This is a genomic window from Burkholderia seminalis, assembly GCF_001718535.1.
Classification (GTDB): Bacteria; Pseudomonadota; Gammaproteobacteria; order Burkholderiales; family Burkholderiaceae; genus Burkholderia; species Burkholderia seminalis.
Window position 1 is genome coordinate 2,248,666 of the sequence record NZ_CP013398.1, and the last position, 18,175, is coordinate 2,266,840.

At 68.6% G+C, this 18,175-nt stretch carries 14 protein-coding genes; 7 read left to right on the plus strand and 7 right to left on the minus strand.

The genetic code is table 11. From position 1 onward, the window contains the following. Positions 1 to 156: 156 nt before the first annotated feature. The 3 genes from WJ12_RS10185 to WJ12_RS10195 form a co-directional block, all read right to left on the minus strand. Positions 157 to 1,443, minus strand: a complete 1,287-nt coding sequence (locus WJ12_RS10185) for a cell division protein ZipA C-terminal FtsZ-binding domain-containing protein (RefSeq protein WP_059561856.1) — start codon at positions 1,441 to 1,443, stop codon at positions 157 to 159. An 85-nt stretch (positions 1,444 to 1,528) separates the two neighbouring features. Next, on the minus strand, positions 1,529 to 5,041 hold the full coding sequence (smc, locus tag WJ12_RS10190) for a chromosome segregation protein SMC (RefSeq protein ID WP_059561858.1): 3,513 nt from the start codon (positions 5,039 to 5,041) through the stop codon (positions 1,529 to 1,531). 139 nt (positions 5,042 to 5,180) lie between these two features. Next, the gene (locus WJ12_RS10195) at positions 5,181 to 6,122 is read right to left on the minus strand and encodes a DMT family transporter (RefSeq protein WP_034188855.1); all 942 of its coding nucleotides are present in this window, start codon (positions 6,120 to 6,122) and stop codon (positions 5,181 to 5,183) included. Between the two features lie 166 nt (positions 6,123 to 6,288). Here WJ12_RS10195 and dapC point away from each other — a divergent pair, with 166 nt between their 5' ends. From dapC to cls, 6 genes are all read left to right on the plus strand, one after another. Further along, complete coding sequence (gene dapC, locus WJ12_RS10200; RefSeq protein WP_034188856.1) at positions 6,289 to 7,521, plus strand: succinyldiaminopimelate transaminase; 1,233 nt, start codon at positions 6,289 to 6,291, stop codon at positions 7,519 to 7,521. A 44-nt stretch (positions 7,522 to 7,565) separates the two neighbouring features. After that, positions 7,566 to 8,393 carry a 2,3,4,5-tetrahydropyridine-2,6-dicarboxylate N-succinyltransferase gene (gene dapD / locus WJ12_RS10205; RefSeq protein WP_059561861.1) on the plus strand — a complete coding sequence of 276 codons (828 nt, stop codon included), beginning with the start codon at positions 7,566 to 7,568 and terminating at the stop codon, positions 8,391 to 8,393. Then, a complete protein-coding gene (locus WJ12_RS10210; RefSeq protein WP_006478478.1) occupies positions 8,393 to 8,761 on the plus strand; it encodes an ArsC family reductase in 369 nt (122 codons plus the stop codon). The genes dapD and WJ12_RS10210 overlap by 1 nt, the downstream gene beginning before the upstream one ends. A 90-nt stretch (positions 8,762 to 8,851) precedes the next feature. Continuing rightward, on the plus strand, positions 8,852 to 9,991 hold the full coding sequence (gene dapE, locus WJ12_RS10215) for a succinyl-diaminopimelate desuccinylase (RefSeq protein WP_059561866.1): 1,140 nt from the start codon (positions 8,852 to 8,854) through the stop codon (positions 9,989 to 9,991). Between the two features lie 11 nt (positions 9,992 to 10,002). After that, positions 10,003 to 10,911: a 50S ribosomal protein L3 N(5)-glutamine methyltransferase gene (prmB, locus tag WJ12_RS10220; RefSeq protein WP_034188858.1), complete on the plus strand. Its 909-nt coding sequence runs from the start codon at positions 10,003 to 10,005 to the stop codon at positions 10,909 to 10,911. A 108-nt stretch (positions 10,912 to 11,019) separates the two neighbouring features. Further along, positions 11,020 to 12,459 (plus strand): cardiolipin synthase, encoded by a 1,440-nt coding sequence (cls, locus tag WJ12_RS10225; RefSeq protein ID WP_034188859.1) that lies wholly within the window; start codon positions 11,020 to 11,022, stop codon positions 12,457 to 12,459. Between the two features lie 37 nt (positions 12,460 to 12,496). Here cls and WJ12_RS10230 read toward each other — a convergent pair whose 3' ends face one another. Further along, entirely contained in the window at positions 12,497 to 12,976 is a 480-nt protein-coding gene (locus WJ12_RS10230) for a glutathione peroxidase (protein ID WP_034188860.1), read from the minus strand. Between the two features lie 136 nt (positions 12,977 to 13,112). Here WJ12_RS10230 and WJ12_RS10235 point away from each other — a divergent pair, with 136 nt between their 5' ends. After that, on the plus strand, positions 13,113 to 15,044 hold the full coding sequence (locus WJ12_RS10235; RefSeq protein WP_069245666.1) for an ATP-binding cassette domain-containing protein: 1,932 nt from the start codon (positions 13,113 to 13,115) through the stop codon (positions 15,042 to 15,044). 145 nt (positions 15,045 to 15,189) lie between these two features. Here the strand turns inward: WJ12_RS10235 and WJ12_RS10240 are convergent, their stop codons facing one another. The 3 genes from WJ12_RS10240 to alr all read right to left on the minus strand — a co-directional run bounded on the left by WJ12_RS10240 (position 15,190) and on the right by alr (position 18,062). Then, complete coding sequence (locus tag WJ12_RS10240; RefSeq protein WP_034188862.1) at positions 15,190 to 15,456, minus strand: DUF2866 domain-containing protein; 267 nt, start codon at positions 15,454 to 15,456, stop codon at positions 15,190 to 15,192. A 147-nt stretch (positions 15,457 to 15,603) separates the two neighbouring features. Then, positions 15,604 to 16,980: a DNA repair protein RadA gene (gene radA / locus WJ12_RS10245; protein ID WP_059561868.1), complete on the minus strand. Its 1,377-nt coding sequence runs from the start codon at positions 16,978 to 16,980 to the stop codon at positions 15,604 to 15,606. An 11-nt stretch (positions 16,981 to 16,991) separates the two neighbouring features. After that, on the minus strand, positions 16,992 to 18,062 hold the full coding sequence (gene alr / locus WJ12_RS10250; protein WP_034188864.1) for an alanine racemase: 1,071 nt from the start codon (positions 18,060 to 18,062) through the stop codon (positions 16,992 to 16,994). Positions 18,063 to 18,175 lie beyond the last annotated feature (113 nt).

The window sequence follows — 18,175 nt, forward strand, 5'->3', positions numbered from 1 at the left end:
AGATTCGTTCTGAAAAATCGGATGCCCGATTATCTCAGTTTGACGCCGTGACGGGGCGTGCAATGCAAGCCCGAGGAGCGTGTTGCGGCGCACACGGAAGGGGGTGCGCCGCAGCGGCGAACGGTGGCGCGCACGCCCGCCGTCCGCGCCGTCGCGTTACTGGCTGAAGAGGCGGCGCGTGACGGCCGAACCGGCCGGGATGCCGGCTTCCTCGAGCTTCGCGTACAACTTCATCAGCTGCTGCTCGATCGCGAGCAGCGTCGATTCCGGCAGCGGCCGGCGCGAATCGTCGACGACGCGCGCGCCGATCCGTTCGGACAGCGATTTCGCGTAGTCGCACATCAACCGGAACGGCAGGATGTCCTCTTCGGCAACCGGCACGTCGAGCACCAGCGTGATCATGTTGCCGCCCTTGTAGGTCAGGTCGTCGCGCAGGAAGTTCGTGTCGCCGAACTGCAGCATGAACACCGGGTTCTGCTTCGCGTCGAGCTTCACGAACCGCGTGCCGTCACGCGACAGCAGCAGCCCGTCCTGCGACGCGACCGCCTGCACGTAGTTCGCCGACCACGGCGCGCCGTCCGACATCACGTTGATCGACAGCTGCGCGTCGCACTGCGCGGCGAACGCGTCGAGCTCGCGCGCCATCGCGACCGTTTCCATCATGTCCGGGAATTCCGGTGCGCCGTCGATCGTGTCGGCGAACTGCTGGACGCCCGTCACGAATTCCGAGAATTCGAGTTCGTTCAGCGCGCCGCTGCGGTTCGCGAGCTGCGCGGCCGCGCGCAGTTCCTCGTAGCGCACGCCGTTCTGCAGCAGCTCCCACTGGCCGCCTTCCGGCTTGCCTTCGATGTGCACGGGCTTGCTGCCCGCGCGGCGCAGCCGCTGCGCGGCCGGCAGGATCTTGTCGCCCGGCAGCGGCCCGGCGAGGCGGATCGGCACGATGCAATCGATCCGGCGATCGACGATCGCGGGCGGCGCCGACGAAATCGTCGTCGCGGCCGGGATCACGGGTTCGGTCGGCTCGGCCGGTTCGGACGCCTCGCCGGTTGCCGCGGGCTCGGCGGCGTGTGCGGCCGCTTCACCGGCGGCCGGTTCGATCGCCTCGGACGGCGTATCGCCGCCGGTCGCCTCGGCCTGCAGATCGGCCGGCGTGTCGGCCGGTGCGACCCCGCCGAACGTCGGTTCGACGCGCGCGACATCCGCCGACGCGGCGGCGGCGGCCGCGACCGGGGCCGCGGGCTCGCGGCGCACCGGCTGACGCACCGGCTCGATGAACGGCAACTCTTCGTCGCGCTCGGGGCGGTTCATCGCCTCGGCCGCTTCCTCCGGCATCGGGCGCGGCATCCTGCGCCGTACTTTCGCGCCCTGCCACGCGTTGTAGACCACGACGCCGCCCACCACGACAGCACCCGCGCCGATCAAACCGAGTGTCAACTCGTCCATGCACGCTCCATCAGCAATTCTTTTTGTCGGGACCGCGAACGGGCGCGTCATGCGCCGCGCGAACGCGATCCGGTTTCGTCAAACGTCAATTCTGGGCAAAACCCGCGGCCGTTTCCATGTCCACCGCGACGATCCGCGACACGCCCTGCTCCTGCATCGTCACGCCGATCAGTTGCTGCGCCATTTCCATCGCGATCTTGTTGTGCGAGATGAACAGGAACTGCGTCTTGTCGGACATCGCGCGCACGAGATTCGCGAAACGCTCGGTGTTCGCGTCGTCGAGCGGCGCGTCGACCTCGTCGAGCAGACAGAACGGCGCCGGGTTCAGCTGGAACATCGCGAACACCAGCGCGGTCGCGGTCAGCGCCTTCTCGCCGCCCGACAGCAGGTGAATCGTCGCGTTCTTCTTGCCCGGCGGCTGCGCCATCACCTGCACGCCGGCATCGAGAATCTCGTCGCCCGTCATGATCAGCTTCGCCTGGCCGCCGCCGAACAGACGCGGGAACAGGTCGCTGAAATGGCGGTTGACCTCGTCGAAGGTGCCCTGCAGCAGCGTGCGGGTTTCCTGGTCGATCTTGTGGATCGCATCCTCGAGCGTCGTGATCGCGTCGATCAGGTCGGCCGACTGCGCGTCGAGGAACACCTTGCGCTCGCTCGCGGCCTTCAGCTCGTCGAGCGCGGCCATGTTCACCGGGCCGAGCGCGTTGATCGCGTTGTTCAGGCGCGTGACTTCGCCCTGCAGGTACGACGGCTTCAGGTCCGGCGTCAGCTTCGCGGACAGCGCGGCCTCGTCGACCTCGGCCGTCGCGAGCTGCTCGGCGAACTGCTCGACGGACAGGCGCGCGGCCTGCTCCTTCAGCTGCAACTCGGTGATACGGTCGCGCAGCGGCTGCAGCGAGCGCTCGGCCACGAGGCGTTGCTCGTCGGACGCGCGCAGCTTCGCGGTCAGGTCGTCGAGCTCGATCCGTGCGGCCTGCAGCGCCTCTTCCTTCACCGCGCGAATCTCGAGCGCGTCCTGCAGGCCCGTGTGCGCGGTCTGCTCGTTGATCGTCTCGAGTTCGGCGCGCGCGTCTTCGAGCGACCCGGCGACGCGCTCGCTCTGCTCGTGCGCGACCTGGATGCTGCGCTTGAGCTCGTCGATCCGCGTCACCGCGTTGCGCGCGGCGAAGCGCGCGTCGTTCGCGCCGCGCTCGAGGTCGCGCGCTTCCTGGCGCGCCTGCGTCAGCGATTCGTCGAGCGATTCGAATGCGAGCTGGTTGTCTTCGAAGCGCGCCTGCAGCTCCGCGAGCTCGCCGTCGAAGCGCTCGAAATTCGTTTCCGATTCCGCGCGCAGCGCGCGCTGCTCCTCGATCTGCGCGCCGATTTCCTCGAGCTCCTCGCGGATCTGCGTGCTGCGCTGCGTGTAACGTTCGTGCGCCTGCGCCAGCTTCAGCACGTCCATCTGCAGCGCGTGCACGCGCTGGGTCGCACGTTCGGCCTGCGCGCGCACGTCGCCGAGCGCCTGCGTGGCCTGCGTGTGCGCGGCTTCCGCACGCACGGCGGCCGTGCGCGCCTCGTCGGCGAGCAATGCCTGCGCACGCACCTGGCGCGTCAGGTTTTCGATTTCCTGCTGGCGGGCCAGCATCCCGGCCTGCTCCGAATCGGCGGCGTACAGCTGCACGCCGACGCGCGTGACGATATGGCCGGCCTTCACGACGAACGCGCCGCCTGCCGGCAGCTGCGCACGCGCGGCAAGCGCCTGCGCGACGTCGTCGGCGACGTACACGCTGCCGAGCCAGTCGTTGAGCACCGCGCGGATGCCCGCGTCGTCGATGCGCACGAGCGACAGCACCGGACGCAGCCCGGCCACCGCGGCGGGCGGCTCACCGGCCGCGGGCGGCGCGTAGAACGCGAGCTTCGCCGGCGGCGCATCGGTCGCGAACGCCTTCACCCAGTCGAGATTCGACACTTCGAGCGCCGCGAGGCGCTCGCGCAGCACGGCCTCGAGCGCCGCTTCCCAGCCGGCCTCGACGTGCAGCTTCTTCCACAGACGCGGCAACGCGCCCAGCTCGTGCTTGTCGAGCCACGGCTGCACCTTGCCTTCGGTCTGCACGTTTTCCTGCAGCTGCTTCAGCGCGGCGAGGCGCGCCTCGAGCTGGTGGATCTGCGCGGCTTCGGCCTGCACGCGCTCCTGCGCGGCGCGGCGCTCGCCGTCGAGGCGCGGCACGGTTTCCTGCGCGTCGGCCAGGCGCGCCTGCGCTTCGGCGAGGATCTCTTCCTGCTCGGCCAGCTGCATGCGCAGCTCCTCGAGCTGCGCCTCGTCCGGCGCGTCGAGCCCGCCCGCTTCGCTCTTCAGGCGCTCGTGGCGCTGCTGAAGCTGCTGCAGCTGCTGGTCGGCGTTGCGCTGGTGCGCGGCCTCGAGCTTCAGCGACTGCTCGGTCTGCGCGATCCGCGCGCGCTCGTCGTTGAGCTGCGCCTGCGCGTCGCGCCACTTCGCTTCGAGCGCCGGCAGCGCATCGTGCTTCGCGGCCGCGTTGTCTTCGGCGAGCGCGGCCTTTTCGTCGGCCATCGCGCGGGCCTCCTCGGCCTCCTCCAGCTCGTCCTGCGACTTCTCGGCCTGCGCGCGCCATTGCTCGCGCTGCGCGTTCAGCGCGGCGATCTGCGCCTGCACGCGATTGCGCGATTCGACGATGAACTTGATCTCGGCTTCGAGGCGGCTGACCTCGGCGTTGGCCTCGTAGAGCGCGCCCTGCGCGCCCTGCATCGCGTCGCTTGCCGAGTAGTGCGCGACGCGCAGCGTCTCGAGCTGCGCCTCGACTTCGCGCAGCTTCGCCGTCTGCGCCTCGAGGTCGATCTGCGCCTGCTCGATCGCGCGCTGCTGCTTCTGCTGCTCGCCGGCGGCCTCGTTCTTGCGCAGCAGCCACAGCAGGCGCTGCTTCTCCTCGCCGTCGGCGACGAGTTCCTTGTACCGGGTCGCGACGACGGCCTGCGCCTCGAGCTTCTCGAGGTTCGCGCCGAGCTCGCGGACGATGTCCTCGACGCGCGTCAGGTTCTCGCGCGTGTCGTGCAGGCGGTTCTCGGTTTCGCGGCGGCGCTCCTTGTACTTCGACACGCCGGCGGCTTCCTCGAGGAACACGCGCAGCTCTTCCGGCTTCGCCTCGATGATCCGCGCGATCATGCCCTGCCCGATGATCGCGTAGGCGCGCGGCCCGAGGCCCGTGCCGAGGAAGATGTCCTGGATGTCGCGGCGGCGCGCCGGCAGGTTGTTGATGTAGTAGCTCGACGTGCCGTCGCGCGTGAGCACGCGCTTCACGGCGATCTCGCCGTACTGGCCCCACTGCCCGGCCGCGCGGCCGTCGGAGTTGTCGAAGATCAGCTCGACGCTGGCCCGGCTGCCGGGCTTGCGTGCGGTCGAGCCGTTGAAGATCACGTCCTGCATCGACTCGCCGCGCAGCTCGGAGGCGCGCGACTCGCCGAGCACCCAGCGCACGGCATCGATGATGTTGGACTTGCCGCACCCGTTCGGGCCCACCACGCCGACAAGCTGGCCCGGAACCTGGAAATGCGTGGGATCGACGAAGGATTTGAAGCCAGCGAGTTTGATCGAGCTCAGACGCACGGCGGTATCGGATGTGAAGAAGGTGTGAAACGGACGGGGCCGCACTGCGCGGGGCCGGAGGGCCCCTGCGCGCGACGCGCCCCGGAATTCAAAAACGGGGCCGCGCGCATCCAGCGTTGGGCCCCGCAAACGGCTTCCATCATACCATCGCGCGTGCGCCGTCCCGACCGTCGCCGGGTTTGCCCGATGCGGGCGCGGCACGATGGACCCGGCTCGACAGCAGCGTGGCCAGCACGATGCACGCGCCGCCCGCCCATTCGCGCGCGGTCGGCAGCTCGCTGGCGAACACCCACGCCGACAGCGCGGTGATCACGATCTCGAACAGCATGATGATCGACGCGCGGTTCGCCGGCACGCGGGCGAGGCCGTATTGCACGAGCAGGTTGTTCGACGCCATCGTCACGCCGATCGCGGCGATGATCAGCGCGGCCACGCCGAGCTGGCCGCCTGCCGGCGCGGCCGGCAGCCCTTCGAACAGCGACGCGATCGCGCCGAACACGGCCGCGCCGCCGAACAGCGTCGCGGTGCGCATTTCCGCGCGCATCTCCGGCAGTTCGCGGCTTGCCTTGATCACGAGCACGTTGCTCATCGCGAAGCTCAGCCCGGCCGCGAGGCCGGCCCATTCGGCCGGGTTGGCCGGCAGCGGCAGGCCGAGCTTCGGCGACCACAGCATCAGCATCGCCCCGCCGATCGACAGCGCCGCGAGCCCCGCGCCGGCCCAGGTCAGCCGCTCGCGCAACAGGAAGTGCGCGTAGACCGCGGTCCAGGCCGGGGTCAGGTAGAACAGCAGCATCACGCGCAGCACCTCGCCGTGGATCGTGCCCCACACGAAGCCGAGGTTCGTCACGCCGGCCGTCAACGCGATGCCCGGCAGCACCCAGTGCCAGCGCAGCGTCGCGATCGTGCGGCGCCGCGCGACGACCACGAACAGGAAGGCGACGAGGCTCGTCAGCGCGCTGGCCAGCGTACCCGTCACGCCGAGCGACGCGAGGATCCGCAACGGATACCAGATCAGGCCCCATACCGATGCGCCGATCAGGATGGCCAGCGTCGGCAGGCTGCCGCGTACCGCGTTATTCATTTGGTTCAATACCCTTCATTCCCTTTATTCGGCGGGCCTGGCCGCCGTTCCGGCCGGCCGTGACCGCATTCCGTCACGCTATAATCGTCCGTTGCGACCCGCGCCGTCGGCGCCCGTTCGCAGCCGTGCGGCACGCCCGCCGCTTCTTTCGCTCCAACCGGCCGCGATGGCCGCTTCGCCCGTGAACCCTCGACTCGACTCGCTCCAGCCCTATCCCTTCGAAAAGCTGCGCGCCCTGTTCAAGGACGTGACGCCTTCCGGCGACCTCAAACCGATCAGCTTCGGCATCGGCGAGCCCAAGCACGCGACGCCGGCGTTGATCCGCGACGCCGTGGTGGCCGCCCTCGACGGCCTCGCGTCGTACCCGGCCACGGCCGGCTCGGACGCGCTGCGCACGTCGATCGCGCACTGGCTCGAGCGCCGCTACGGGCTGCCGGCGATCGATCCGGCCACGCAGGTACTGCCCGTGTCGGGGTCGCGCGAGGCGCTGTTCTCGCTCGCGCAGACGGTGATCGACGCCCGCCCGACCGCGCACGGCGAGAAGGCGATCGTACTCTGTCCGAATCCGTTCTATCAAATTTACGAAGGCGCGGCGCTGCTGGCCGGTGCCGAACCCTATTTCGCGAACAGCGACCCGGCCCGCAACTTCGCGTGCGACTACGCGGCCGTGCCGGATGACGTCTGGGCGCGCACGCAGCTGCTGTACGTGTGCTCGCCGGGCAACCCGACGGGCGCCGTGCTGACGCTCGACGACTGGCGCGAACTGTTCGCGCTGTCCGACCGCCACGGTTTCGTGATCGCGTCCGACGAGTGCTACTCGGAAATCTATTTCGACGAAGCCGCACCGCCGCTCGGCGGCCTCGAGGCCGCGCACCGCCTCGGCCGCGGCTTCGAGCGGCTCGTGATGCTGTCGAGCCTGTCGAAGCGCTCGAACGTGCCGGGCATGCGCTCGGGCTTCGTCGCCGGCGACGCGGCGCTGCTGAAGCAATTCCTGCTGTACCGCACGTACCACGGCGCGGCGCTGTCGCCGGTCTGGCAGCACGCGAGCATCGCCGCGTGGAACGACGAGGCGCACGTGCGCGAGAACCGCGCGCTGTACCTGCAGAAGTTCAATACGGTCACCCCGATGCTCGCCGACGTGATCGACGTGAAACTGCCCGACGCCGCGTTCTACCTGTGGGCCAACGTGTCGCGCACCGGCCTGTCGGACACCGAGTTCGCCCGCCGCCTGTACGCCGACTATAATGTGACGGTTCTGCCCGGCTCGTACCTGGCGCGCGATGCGCACGGCACGAATCCGGGCCGCGATTTCATCCGGATCGCGCTCGTCGCGGGCACCCCCGAATGCGTCGAGGGCGCGCAACGCATCGTCGATTTCTGCCGGGCTCTCGCGCGGTAATCGTCCATCCCGATCAATTCCATCCATCTCCTGCGAAAACGAACATGTCGCAACAACTTCAGCAAATCATCGATACCGCCTGGGAAAACCGCGCCGAGCTGTCGCCCAAGGCCGCGCCCGCCGACGTCCGCGAAGCCGTCGCTCACGCGATCGAACAACTCGACCGCGGCGCACTGCGCGTCGCCGAGAAGATCGACGGCAACTGGACCGTGCACCAGTGGCTGAAGAAGGCCGTGCTGCTGTCGTTCCGCCTGGAAGACAACGCGCCGCTGCCGGCCGGCGGCTACTCGCAGTTCTACGACAAGGTGCCGTCGAAGTTCGCGAACTACACGGCCGAAGATTTCGCCGCGGGCGGCTTCCGCGTCGTGCCGCCGGCGATCGCACGCCGCGGCTCGTTCATCGCGAAGAACGTCGTGCTGATGCCGTCGTACACCAACATCGGCGCGTACGTCGACGAAGGCACGATGGTCGATACGTGGGCAACGGTCGGTTCGTGCGCGCAGATCGGCAAGAACGTGCACCTGTCGGGCGGCGTCGGCATCGGCGGCGTGCTCGAGCCGCTGCAGGCGAACCCGGTCATCATCGAAGACAACTGCTTCATCGGCGCACGCTCGGAAGTCGTCGAAGGCGTGATCGTCGAGGAAAACTCGGTGATCTCGATGGGCGTGTACCTCGGCCAGAGCACGAAGATCTACGATCGCGAGACGGGCGAGGTCAGCTACGGCCGCATCCCGGCCGGCTCGGTCGTCGTCGCCGGCAACCTGCCGTCGAAGGACGGTTCGCACAGCCTGTACTGCGCGGTGATCGTCAAGAAGGTCGACGCGAAGACGCGCGCGAAGGTCGGCCTGAACGAGCTGCTGCGAGGCGACTGATGGCCAAGCCGCACACCGTGGTCGTCTACGGCATTCCGAACTGCGACACCGTGAAGAAGGCCCGCGTGTGGCTCGACGATCACGGCGTCGAGTTCGAGTTTCACGACTTCAAGAAGCTCGGCGTCAGCGCGCCGCTGATCGAGGACTGGCTGAAGGACGTGTCGCTCGACGCGCTCGTGAACAAGCGCGGCACCACGTGGCGCGGCCTGGACGACGCCATGAAGGCGGCCGCCGAAACGAAGACCGGCGCGGTCGCGCTGATGATCCACAAGCCGTCGGTGATCAAGCGCCCCGTGCTCGTCGTCAACGGCCGCGTGAAGTCGCTCGGCTTCGTGGCCGATCAATACGCGGCGCTGTTCGCCGCCTAGGGCCGCCCGCGCTGCGCCCGTCGGCGCAGCCCGACGTCCCGTCGCTGCCGGCCACCGCGCCGGCATTTTTTATCGAAAGTGGTCCGAACCATGTCCGCCACCCTAGCCCTTACCGAACAGCTGATCGCCCGCGCGTCCGTGACGCCCGACGACCAGCACTGCCAGCAGATCATGACCGAGCGCCTCGCCGCGCTCGGCTTCGAATGCGAGACCATCGCGTCGCACGGCGTGACCAACCTGTGGGCCGTCAAGCGCGGCGCCGACGGCCGCGCCGGCAAGCTGCTCGCGTTCGCGGGCCACACCGACGTCGTGCCGACCGGCCCGCTCGAGCAATGGACCTCGCCGCCGTTCATTCCCGCCCATCGCGACGGCAAGCTGTACGGCCGCGGCGCGGCCGACATGAAGACGTCGCTCGCGGCGTTCGTCGTCGCGTCCGAGGAATTCGTCGCGGCCCACCCCGGCCACCGCGGCGCGATCGCGTTCCTGATCACGAGCGACGAGGAAGGCCCGGCCACCGACGGCACCGTGAAGGTCGTCGAATTGCTGCAGGAGCGCGGCGAACGCCTCGACTACTGCATCGTCGGCGAGCCGACGTCGACGACCGAGCTCGGCGATGTCGTCAAGAACGGCCGCCGCGGGTCGATGTCGGGCGAACTGGTCGTCAAGGGCGTGCAGGGCCACATCGCGTACCCGCATCTCGCGAAGAACCCGATCCACCTGCTCGCGCCGGCGCTCGCCGAGCTCGCCGCCGAGCAGTGGGACGAAGGCAACGAATATTTCCCGCCGACCACCTGGCAGGTGTCGAACCTGCACGCCGGCACCGGCGCGACCAACGTGATCCCCGGCCACGCCGACCTGATGTTCAACTTCCGCTTCTCGACCGCCAGCACGGTCGAGGGCCTGCAGGCACGCGTGCACGCGATTCTCGACAAGCACGGCCTCGAATACACGCTGAAGTGGTCGGTCAGCGGCCTGCCGTTCCTCACGCCGCGCGGCGAACTGTCGAACGCGCTGGAGAACGCGATCCGCACCGAGACCGGCATCACGACCGAGCTGTCGACGACGGGCGGCACGTCGGACGGCCGCTTCATCGCACGCATCTGCCCGCAAGTAATCGAATTCGGCCCGCCGAACGGCAGCATCCACAAGATCGACGAGCACATCGAGGTGCGCTTCGTCGATCCGCTGAAGAACGTGTACCGCCGCGTGCTCGAACAACTGATCGCCTGATGGAGCCTCGCATGACGACACCTTTTGCCACCGTTCGCGACCTGCTGCGCTACGCGGTCACGCGTTTCTCGAAGGCGAAGCTCGCGTTCGGCCACGGCTCGGACAATGCGTACGACGAAGCGGCCTACCTCGTGCTGCGCACGCTCGACCTGCCGCTCGACACGCTCGAGCCGTTCCTCGACGCGCGCCTGCTGCCCGACGAGATCGCGGCCGTGCTCGCGGTGATCGAGCGGCGCGCGGCCGACCGCGTGCCGGCCGCGTACCTCACGCATGAAGCGTGGATGCACGGCCACCGCTTCTACGTCGACGAACGCGTGATCGTGCCGCGCTCGTTCATCGGCGAGCTGCTCGACGACGGCCTGCAGCCGTATGTCGCCGACCCCGAGCAGGTCGGCGCGGTGCTCGAACTGTGCACGGGCTCGGGCTGCCTCGCGATCCTCGCCGCGAGCGCGTTCCCGAATGCCGAGATCGACGCGGTCGACCTGTCGGACAAGGCGCTCGAAGTCGCCGAGATCAACGTGCGCGACTACGGCCTCGAGGACCGCATCGGGTTGTACCGCGGCGACCTCTACGCACCGCTGCCCGCCTTCCGCACCGACCCGGGCTCGCGCTACGACGTGATCCTGACGAACCCGCCGTACGTGAACGCGGCGTCGATGGCCGCGCTGCCGCCCGAATACCGGCACGAGCCGGAGATGGCGCTCGCGGGCGGCGACGACGGCATGGACATCGTGCGGCGCATCGTCGCCGAAGCGCACCGCTGGCTGCACGACGACGGCGTGCTCGTCGTCGAGATCGGCAACGAGCGCGAGCACGTCGAAGCCGCGTTCGGCGGCCTCGAACTCACGTGGCTGCCCACCAGCGCGGGCGACGACGCCGTCTTCCTGATCCAGGCATCGGACCTGCCGCGCAAGGCCTGAGCCTTTCCGGCCCGCCCGCCGTGCGGCGCACCATTGCGCCGCACGGTTGGGTAAGATGCGCGTAGGCGGCCGCCCGGCCGCCCGACTTCAGGAGTCCGTCACGCGCCCATGACCCTCGACTGGCTACATCTCGGCACCCTGATCCTGACCGTCCACGTGCTCGGGATCGTCGCGGCGTGCCACGCGATCATGAACACGCGCACATCGCAAGGCGCGATCGCGTGGGCCGTCTCGCTTGCGGCCATGCCGTACCTGACGCTCGTTCCGTACCTGTTCCTCGGCCGCAGCAAGTTCTCCGGCTACGTCGACGCGCGGCGCCACGAGCTGGAAATGTTGCGCATGCACACACCGCGCTCGCCGTGGCTCAGCACCGACGCGACCGACGGTCCGGCCGCCGACGCGCTCGGCCAGTCCGCCGTGCTCGCGCTGACGCGGCTCGGCGGCATGCCGTTCCTCGGCGGCAACTCGGTGCGCACGCTCGTGAACGGCGACGCGACGTTCTCGGCGATCCTGTCGGCGATCGACGCCGCGCGCGACTACGTGGTCGTCCAGTTCTTCATCGTGCGCGACGATGCGCTCGGCCAGACGCTGCGCGACTCGCTGCTCGCGCGCGCGGCCGCCGGCGTGCGCTGCTGCCTGCTGTACGACAGCATCGGCAGCTTCGACCTGCCGCACAGCTACGTCGACACCTTGCGCCGCGGCGGTGTCGAGGTCCATCCGTTCGCGACCAACCGGAAGTTCGTCAACCGCTTCCAGCTGAACTTCCGCAACCATCGCAAGATCGTCGTGGTCGACGGCAATCGCGCGTTCGTCGGCGGCCACAACGTCGGCGTCGAGTATCTCGGCGCGAAACCGCGCCTGTCGCCGTGGCGCGACACGCACATCGAGATCCGCGGCCCGGTGGTCGCGAGCATCCAGTACGTATTCGCCGAAGACTGGCACTGGGCGACGCAGAAGCTGCCGCCGATCGCGCTGCCGCCGCCGGCCGAGCCCGGCGACGGCATGCATTGCCTCGCGGTGCCGATGGGGCCGGCCGACAAGCAGGAAACCGGCTCGCTGTTCTTCGTCGAGGCGATCAATGCCGCACGCGAGCGGGTCTGGATCACCACGCCGTATCTCGTCCCCGACGAGGCGGTGATCTCCGCGCTGAAGCTCGCGGTGATGCGCGGCGTCGACGTGCGCATCCTGATCCCGAGCCGGCGCGATCACTACGTGGTGTTCGAGGCGTCGAAGCTGTACGCGCGCGACCTCGTCGACGCGGGCGTGAAGGTATTCCGCTACCGGCCCGGCTTCCTGCACCAGAAGGTCGTGCTGATCGACCGCATCGCCGCGGCGATCGGCAGCGCCAATCTCGACAACCGCTCGTTCCGGCTCAATTTCGAGATCATGGTGCTGACCGTCGACCGCGCGTTCGCCGGCGAGGTCGAGACGATGCTCGAGGCCGACTTCGCGCAGGCTTACGAGGTCGACGCGAACGAATACCGCCAGTCGCCCGCGTGGCGGCGCATCGCGATGCACGTCGCGCGGCTGTTCGCGCCGATCCTGTAGCGGCCCGGACAACATCGGAGCCGCCCGGCCGCCGCCCTCACAGCAGCTTGTCGATGTCGGCGGCGATTTCCTCGGGCTTCGTCGACGGCGCGTAGCGCTTGACGATGCGCCCGTCGCGATCGACCAGGAACTTCGTGAAATTCCACTTGATCGCCTTGAGGCCGAGAATGCCCGGCGCCTCGTCGGTCAGGTAGCGGTACAGCGGATGCGCGTGATCGCCCTTCACGTCGATCTTCGCGAACATCGGGAACGTGACGCCGTAGTTGCGCTCGCAGAACGCGCCGATCTGCGCGGCGTCGCCCGGCTCCTGCTTGCCGAACTGGTTGCACGGGAAACCGAGCACGAAGAAGCCGCGCGCCGCGTACTGGTCGTACAGCTTCTGCAGGCCCGCGTACTGCGGCGTGAAACCGCACTCGCTCGCGGTGTTGACGATCAGCAGCACCTTGCCGCGATACGCGTCGAGCGGGGCCGGCGCGCCGGCGAGCGTCTCTGCGCTGAACGAATACAGGGTGGACATCGGGCACTCCTTTTACGAAACCGGATCGACGTGGAGTCTAGGCGAAATTGCGCGGTTGCGGCATTCGCCGAGCGGCCGATGCCCGGCGAGCGCGGCGCGCAGTCTAGAATAGCGGTTTTGGCCAGTCATTTCCGCCGTGATCCGTTTCAATCAGTTCAGTCTTGCGCGCGGCACCAAGCCGCTGTTCGAGTCGACCTCGTTCGTGCTCAATCCCGGCGAGAAAGCCAGCCTGATCGGCGCGAACGGCGCCGGCAAGTCGACGCTGTTCGCGGTCCTGCGCGGCGAGCTGCACTCGGACGGCGGCGATTTCTCGATGCCGCCGTCGTGGCGAATCGCCCATGTGTCGCAGGAAACGCCCGCCGTCGACCGCTCGGCGCTCGACTACACGCTCGACGGCGACGCCGCACTGCGCGAGATCGAAGCGCGCATCGCCGCTGCCTCCGCCGCGCATGACGGGGCGGCGGAAGCCGACGCGCACGCGGCGTTCGCCGACGCCGACGGCTACACCGCACCGGCCCGCGCCGAAGCGCTGCTGCTCGGCCTCGGCTTCACGCTCGCGCAGACGCGCGAATCCGTCGCGAGCTTCTCCGGCGGCTGGCGCATGCGCCTGAACCTCGCGCAGGCGCTGATGTGCCGTTCCGATCTCCTGCTGCTCGACGAACCGACGAACCACCTCGACCTCGACGCGATCGTCTGGCTCGAAGACTGGCTGCACCGCTACCCCGGCACGCTCGTCGTGATTTCGCACGACCGCGAGTTCCTCGATTCGATCTGCAACGTCACGCTGCATCTGGAAAACCGCCAGGTGAAGCGCTACGGCGGCAACTACTCGCAGTTCGAAGTGCTGCGTGCGCAACAACTGGCGCTGCAGCAAAGCGCATACGAAAAGCAGCAGAAGACGATCGAACACCTGCAGAGCTTCGTCGACCGCTTCAAGGCCAAGGCGACCAAGGCCAAGCAGGCGCAGAGCCGGATGAAGGCGCTCGAGAAGATGGAGCTGATCGCGCCCGCGCACATCGCGTCGCCGTTCACGTTCGAATTCCGCACGCCCGACGCCGCGCCGAACCCGATGATGGTGATGGAAGACGTCCGCTGCGGCTACCATGCCGACGACGGCGCGGACATCCCGATCGTCGAGCGCGTCGCGCTGTCGATCCAGAACGGGCAGCGCATCGGCCTGCTCGGCGCGAACGGCCAGGGCAAGTCGACGCTGATCAAGACGCTGGCCGGCACGCTCGCGCCGCTGTCGGGGCACGTCCGCGACGGCAAGGGCCTGACGATCGGCTATTTCGCGCAGCACCAGCTCGAAACGCTGCGCGAGGACGATTCGCCGCTCGCCCATCTGGCGCGGCTCGCGCCCGACACGCGCGAGCAGGAACTGCGGGACTTCCTCGGCGGCTTCAATTTCTCGGGCGACATGGCGACGAGCCCGGTCGGCCCGTTCTCCGGCGGCGAAAAGGCGCGCCTCGCGCTGGCGCTGATCATCTGGCAGAAGCCGAACCTGTTGCTGCTCGACGAACCGACGAACCACCTCGACCTCGAAACGCGCCACGCGCTGACGATGGCGCTCGCGCAGTTCGAAGGCACGCTGATCCTCGTGTCGCACGACCGCCACCTGCTGCGCGCGACGACCGACCAGTTCATGCTGGTCGCGAAGCACCGGCTGCAACCGTTCGACGGCGACCTCGACGACTACCGCGACTGGCTGCTGCAGCACGCGGCCGAGCAACGCGCGGCCGCGAAGGCCGATAGCGCGGCTTCGCCGGGCGCCGGTGCCGCGGCCACCCGCAAGGACCAGAAGCGGCAGGCCGCCGAGGAACGGCAACGCCTGTCGGTGCTGAAAAAGCCGCTGCAGACGCGCATCACGAAGCTCGAAAAGGAAATGGAGACGCTGCACGCGGAGAAGGCGCGGCTCGACGCGTTCGTCGCCGATCCGGCCAGCTACGAGGCCGAGCGCAAGACGGCGCTGACCGACGCGATCCGCAAGCTCGGCGACGTCAACACGCGTCTCGAAACGGTCGAGGCCGACTGGCTCGCCGCACAGGAAGAACTCGAGCAGATCGGCTGATACACGCGCGCGGTGCGCCGGCTGCCCCGGGGCGATTCGACACGTCGCCGGGCACGCTCCGACCCCCGATACGACAAGGCCGGACGCACCGGCCCGGCCTTGCAGACTGGATTGCCGCAGCCCGGCGGTTCGCCGCGCCGCCGGCTCAGCGCCGCGGCAACGTATCGCGCGGCATCTGCTCGTCGTCACTCATCAGGTATCGGCGCCCTTCGGTCGGCCGCCGGATCGCGGCAGCGACTTCCGCTTCCGTCACGTCCTCGGACACGACCTTGCGCGCGAGGCGCCCTTCGTCGTCGATCCATTCGACGATCCGGCATCCGCCGCCCCACGGCTGGCGAATCGGCTCCGACACGCGGCAGCCGCGCAGGTTGTAAAGGCGTCCGCCCGGCGCTTCACCATACGATTTCAACATAGGTTCCCTTCGCATTGCGCGGTTCGACAACCCGGCAAAGGATAGGGAAAAGCGATGTCCGGCGGGTTACAGGAGCCTACATATTCTTTACAACGAATTACGCGCCAGATCGCCGGGCATGCCCGGCCCGCATGCCTGCCCGGCCGGTCACTCGAGATCGCGCACGCGGTCGATCGCCTGCTCGAGGCGATCGACCGCCATCACGTTCAGCCCTTCGATCGGCTGCTTCGGCGCATTCGCCTTCGGGATCAGCGCGGACGTGAAACCGAGCTTCGCGGCCTCGCGCAGCCGCTCCTGCCCGCGCGGCGACGGCCGGATCTCGCCCGCCAGCCCCACTTCGCCGAACACGATCAGCCCCTTCGGCAGCGCCTTGTTGCGCATCGACGAATGGATCGCGAGCAGCACCGCGAGGTCGGCCGCCGGCTCGGTGATCTTCACGCCGCCCACCGCATTGAGGAACACGTCCTGGTCGAAGCACGCGATGCCCGCATGCCGGTGCAGCACCGCGAGCAGCATCGCGAGCCGGTTCTGCTCGAGGCCGACCGCGAGCCGTCGCGGGTTCGGCACGTGCGCGGTATCGACGAGCGCCTGGACTTCGACGAGCAGCGGCCGCGTGCCTTCCTGCGTGACGAGCACGCACGAGCCGGGCACGACCTGCTCGTGCTGCGACAGGAACAGCGCGGACGGATTCGCGACGCCGCGCAGCCCGCGCTCGGTCATCGCGAACACGCCGAGTTCGTTGACCGCGCCGAAGCGGTTCTTGAACGCGCGCACGAGCCGGAACGACGAGTGCGTATCGCCTTCGAAGTACAGCACGGTGTCGACGATGTGTTCGAGCACGCGCGGGCCGGCCAGGTTGCCTTCCTTCGTCACGTGACCGACCATGATGATCGCGGTGCCCGACTGTTTCGCGATGCGCGTGAGCTGCGCCGCGCACTCGCGCACCTGCGCGACCGAGCCCGGCGCCGACGTGAGCGCTTCCGAATAGACGGTCTGGATCGAGTCGATCACGGCCACGTCCGGCCGTTCCGTATCGATCGCGGCCTGGATCTTCTCGAGCTGGATCTCGGCGAGCAGCTTCAGCTCGTCGGCCGGCGCGCCGCCGTCGAGCAGCGCAAGCCGTTGCGCGCGCAGCGCGATCTGCGCGGCCGACTCCTCGCCGCTGATATAAAGCGCGCGCCGCTCGCTCGCGATATCCGCGAGCGACTGCAGCAGCAGCGTCGACTTGCCGATGCCGGGATCGCCGCCGATCAGGACGACACCGCCCGGGACCAGCCCGCCGCCAAGTACACGGTCGAATTCGCCGATGCCGGTCGAGAAGCGCGGCACGTCGGCCGCTTTGATATCGACGAGACGCTGCACGGGCGCCCGCTTCGCGAGCGACTGGAAACGATGGGCAGCCGGCGATTCGGCGACCGATTCGACGAGCGTGTTCCAGGCCTGGCACGACGGGCACTGGCCCTGCCACTTCGGGGTCTGTCCGCCGCACTCGCTGCAGACATAAACGGTTTTCTGTTTGGCCACGCGCGACGCCCTTATTCCGCTCGCACGGGCACGCGGCCGGCGACCGCGCACATCAGCTCGTAACCGATCGTCCCGCAATGGCGCGCGACGTCGTCGATCGGCAGCGCGTTGCCCCACAGCTCGACACGCGCGCCGACGCCGGCCTGCGGGCACGGGGTCAGGTCGACCGTAATCATGTCCATCGACACGCGGCCGACGATCCGCGTGCGGATGCCGTCGACGATCACCGGCGTGCCTTCGGGCGCGACGCGCGGATAGCCGTCCGCGTAACCGCACGCGACGACGCCGATCCGCATCTGCGCCTGCGCGGAGAAGGTCGAGCCATAACCGATCGCCTGGCCCTTCGCGATCGTCTGCACGGCGATCAGCTCGGACGCGAGCGTCATCGCGGGCTTCAGCCCGGTGTCGGCGATATCGGACGACAGCCCGGACGGCGACGCGCCGTACAGCACGATCCCCGGCCGCACCCAGTCGAAGTGCGTATCCGGATGCCACAGCACGGCCGCCGAATTCGCGAGGCTGCGCGCGCCGGCGATGCTCTCCGCGCCGCGCTCGAAGGTCGCGAGCTGCTCGGCGACGCCGCGCTCGTTGTCCGCATCCGAAAAATGGGTCATCAACGTGATCTGGCCGATGCCGGGACACGCCCGGGCACGCTCCCACGCCGCACGATATTTTTCCGGCACGTAGCCGAGCCGGTTCATCCCGCTGTTCATCTTGAGCTGCACGTTGACGGGCTTCGACAGCCGCGCCGTTTCCAGCATCCGCATCTGCTCGTCGTTGTGGACGGTCGTGGTCAGGCTGTAGCGGTCGATCACGTCGATGTCGGTCGACCGGAAGAAGCCTTCGAGCAGCAGGATCGGGCCGGCCCAGCCGAGCTCGCGCAGCTTCACGGCTTCGTCGAGGTCGAGCAGCCCGAAGCCGTCGGTGCCGCGCAGGCCCGGAAACACGCGGGCGAGACCGTGCCCGTACGCGTTGGCCTTGACGACCGCCCAGACCTTGGACGGGCCGGCAAATCGACGGACGACGGAGAGATTGTTCGCGAGAGCGGCGGTGTGGATGGTGGCGGAGATCGGGCGCGGCATGGGAAATTTACGTAAAGACGCTTGCGAATCATCAGCTTACCGCGCCTTTTGAGCACCGAAGCCGACAATTTGCGGAACGATCGGGGAATCTTGCTAGTCCGAATTGGCGTATT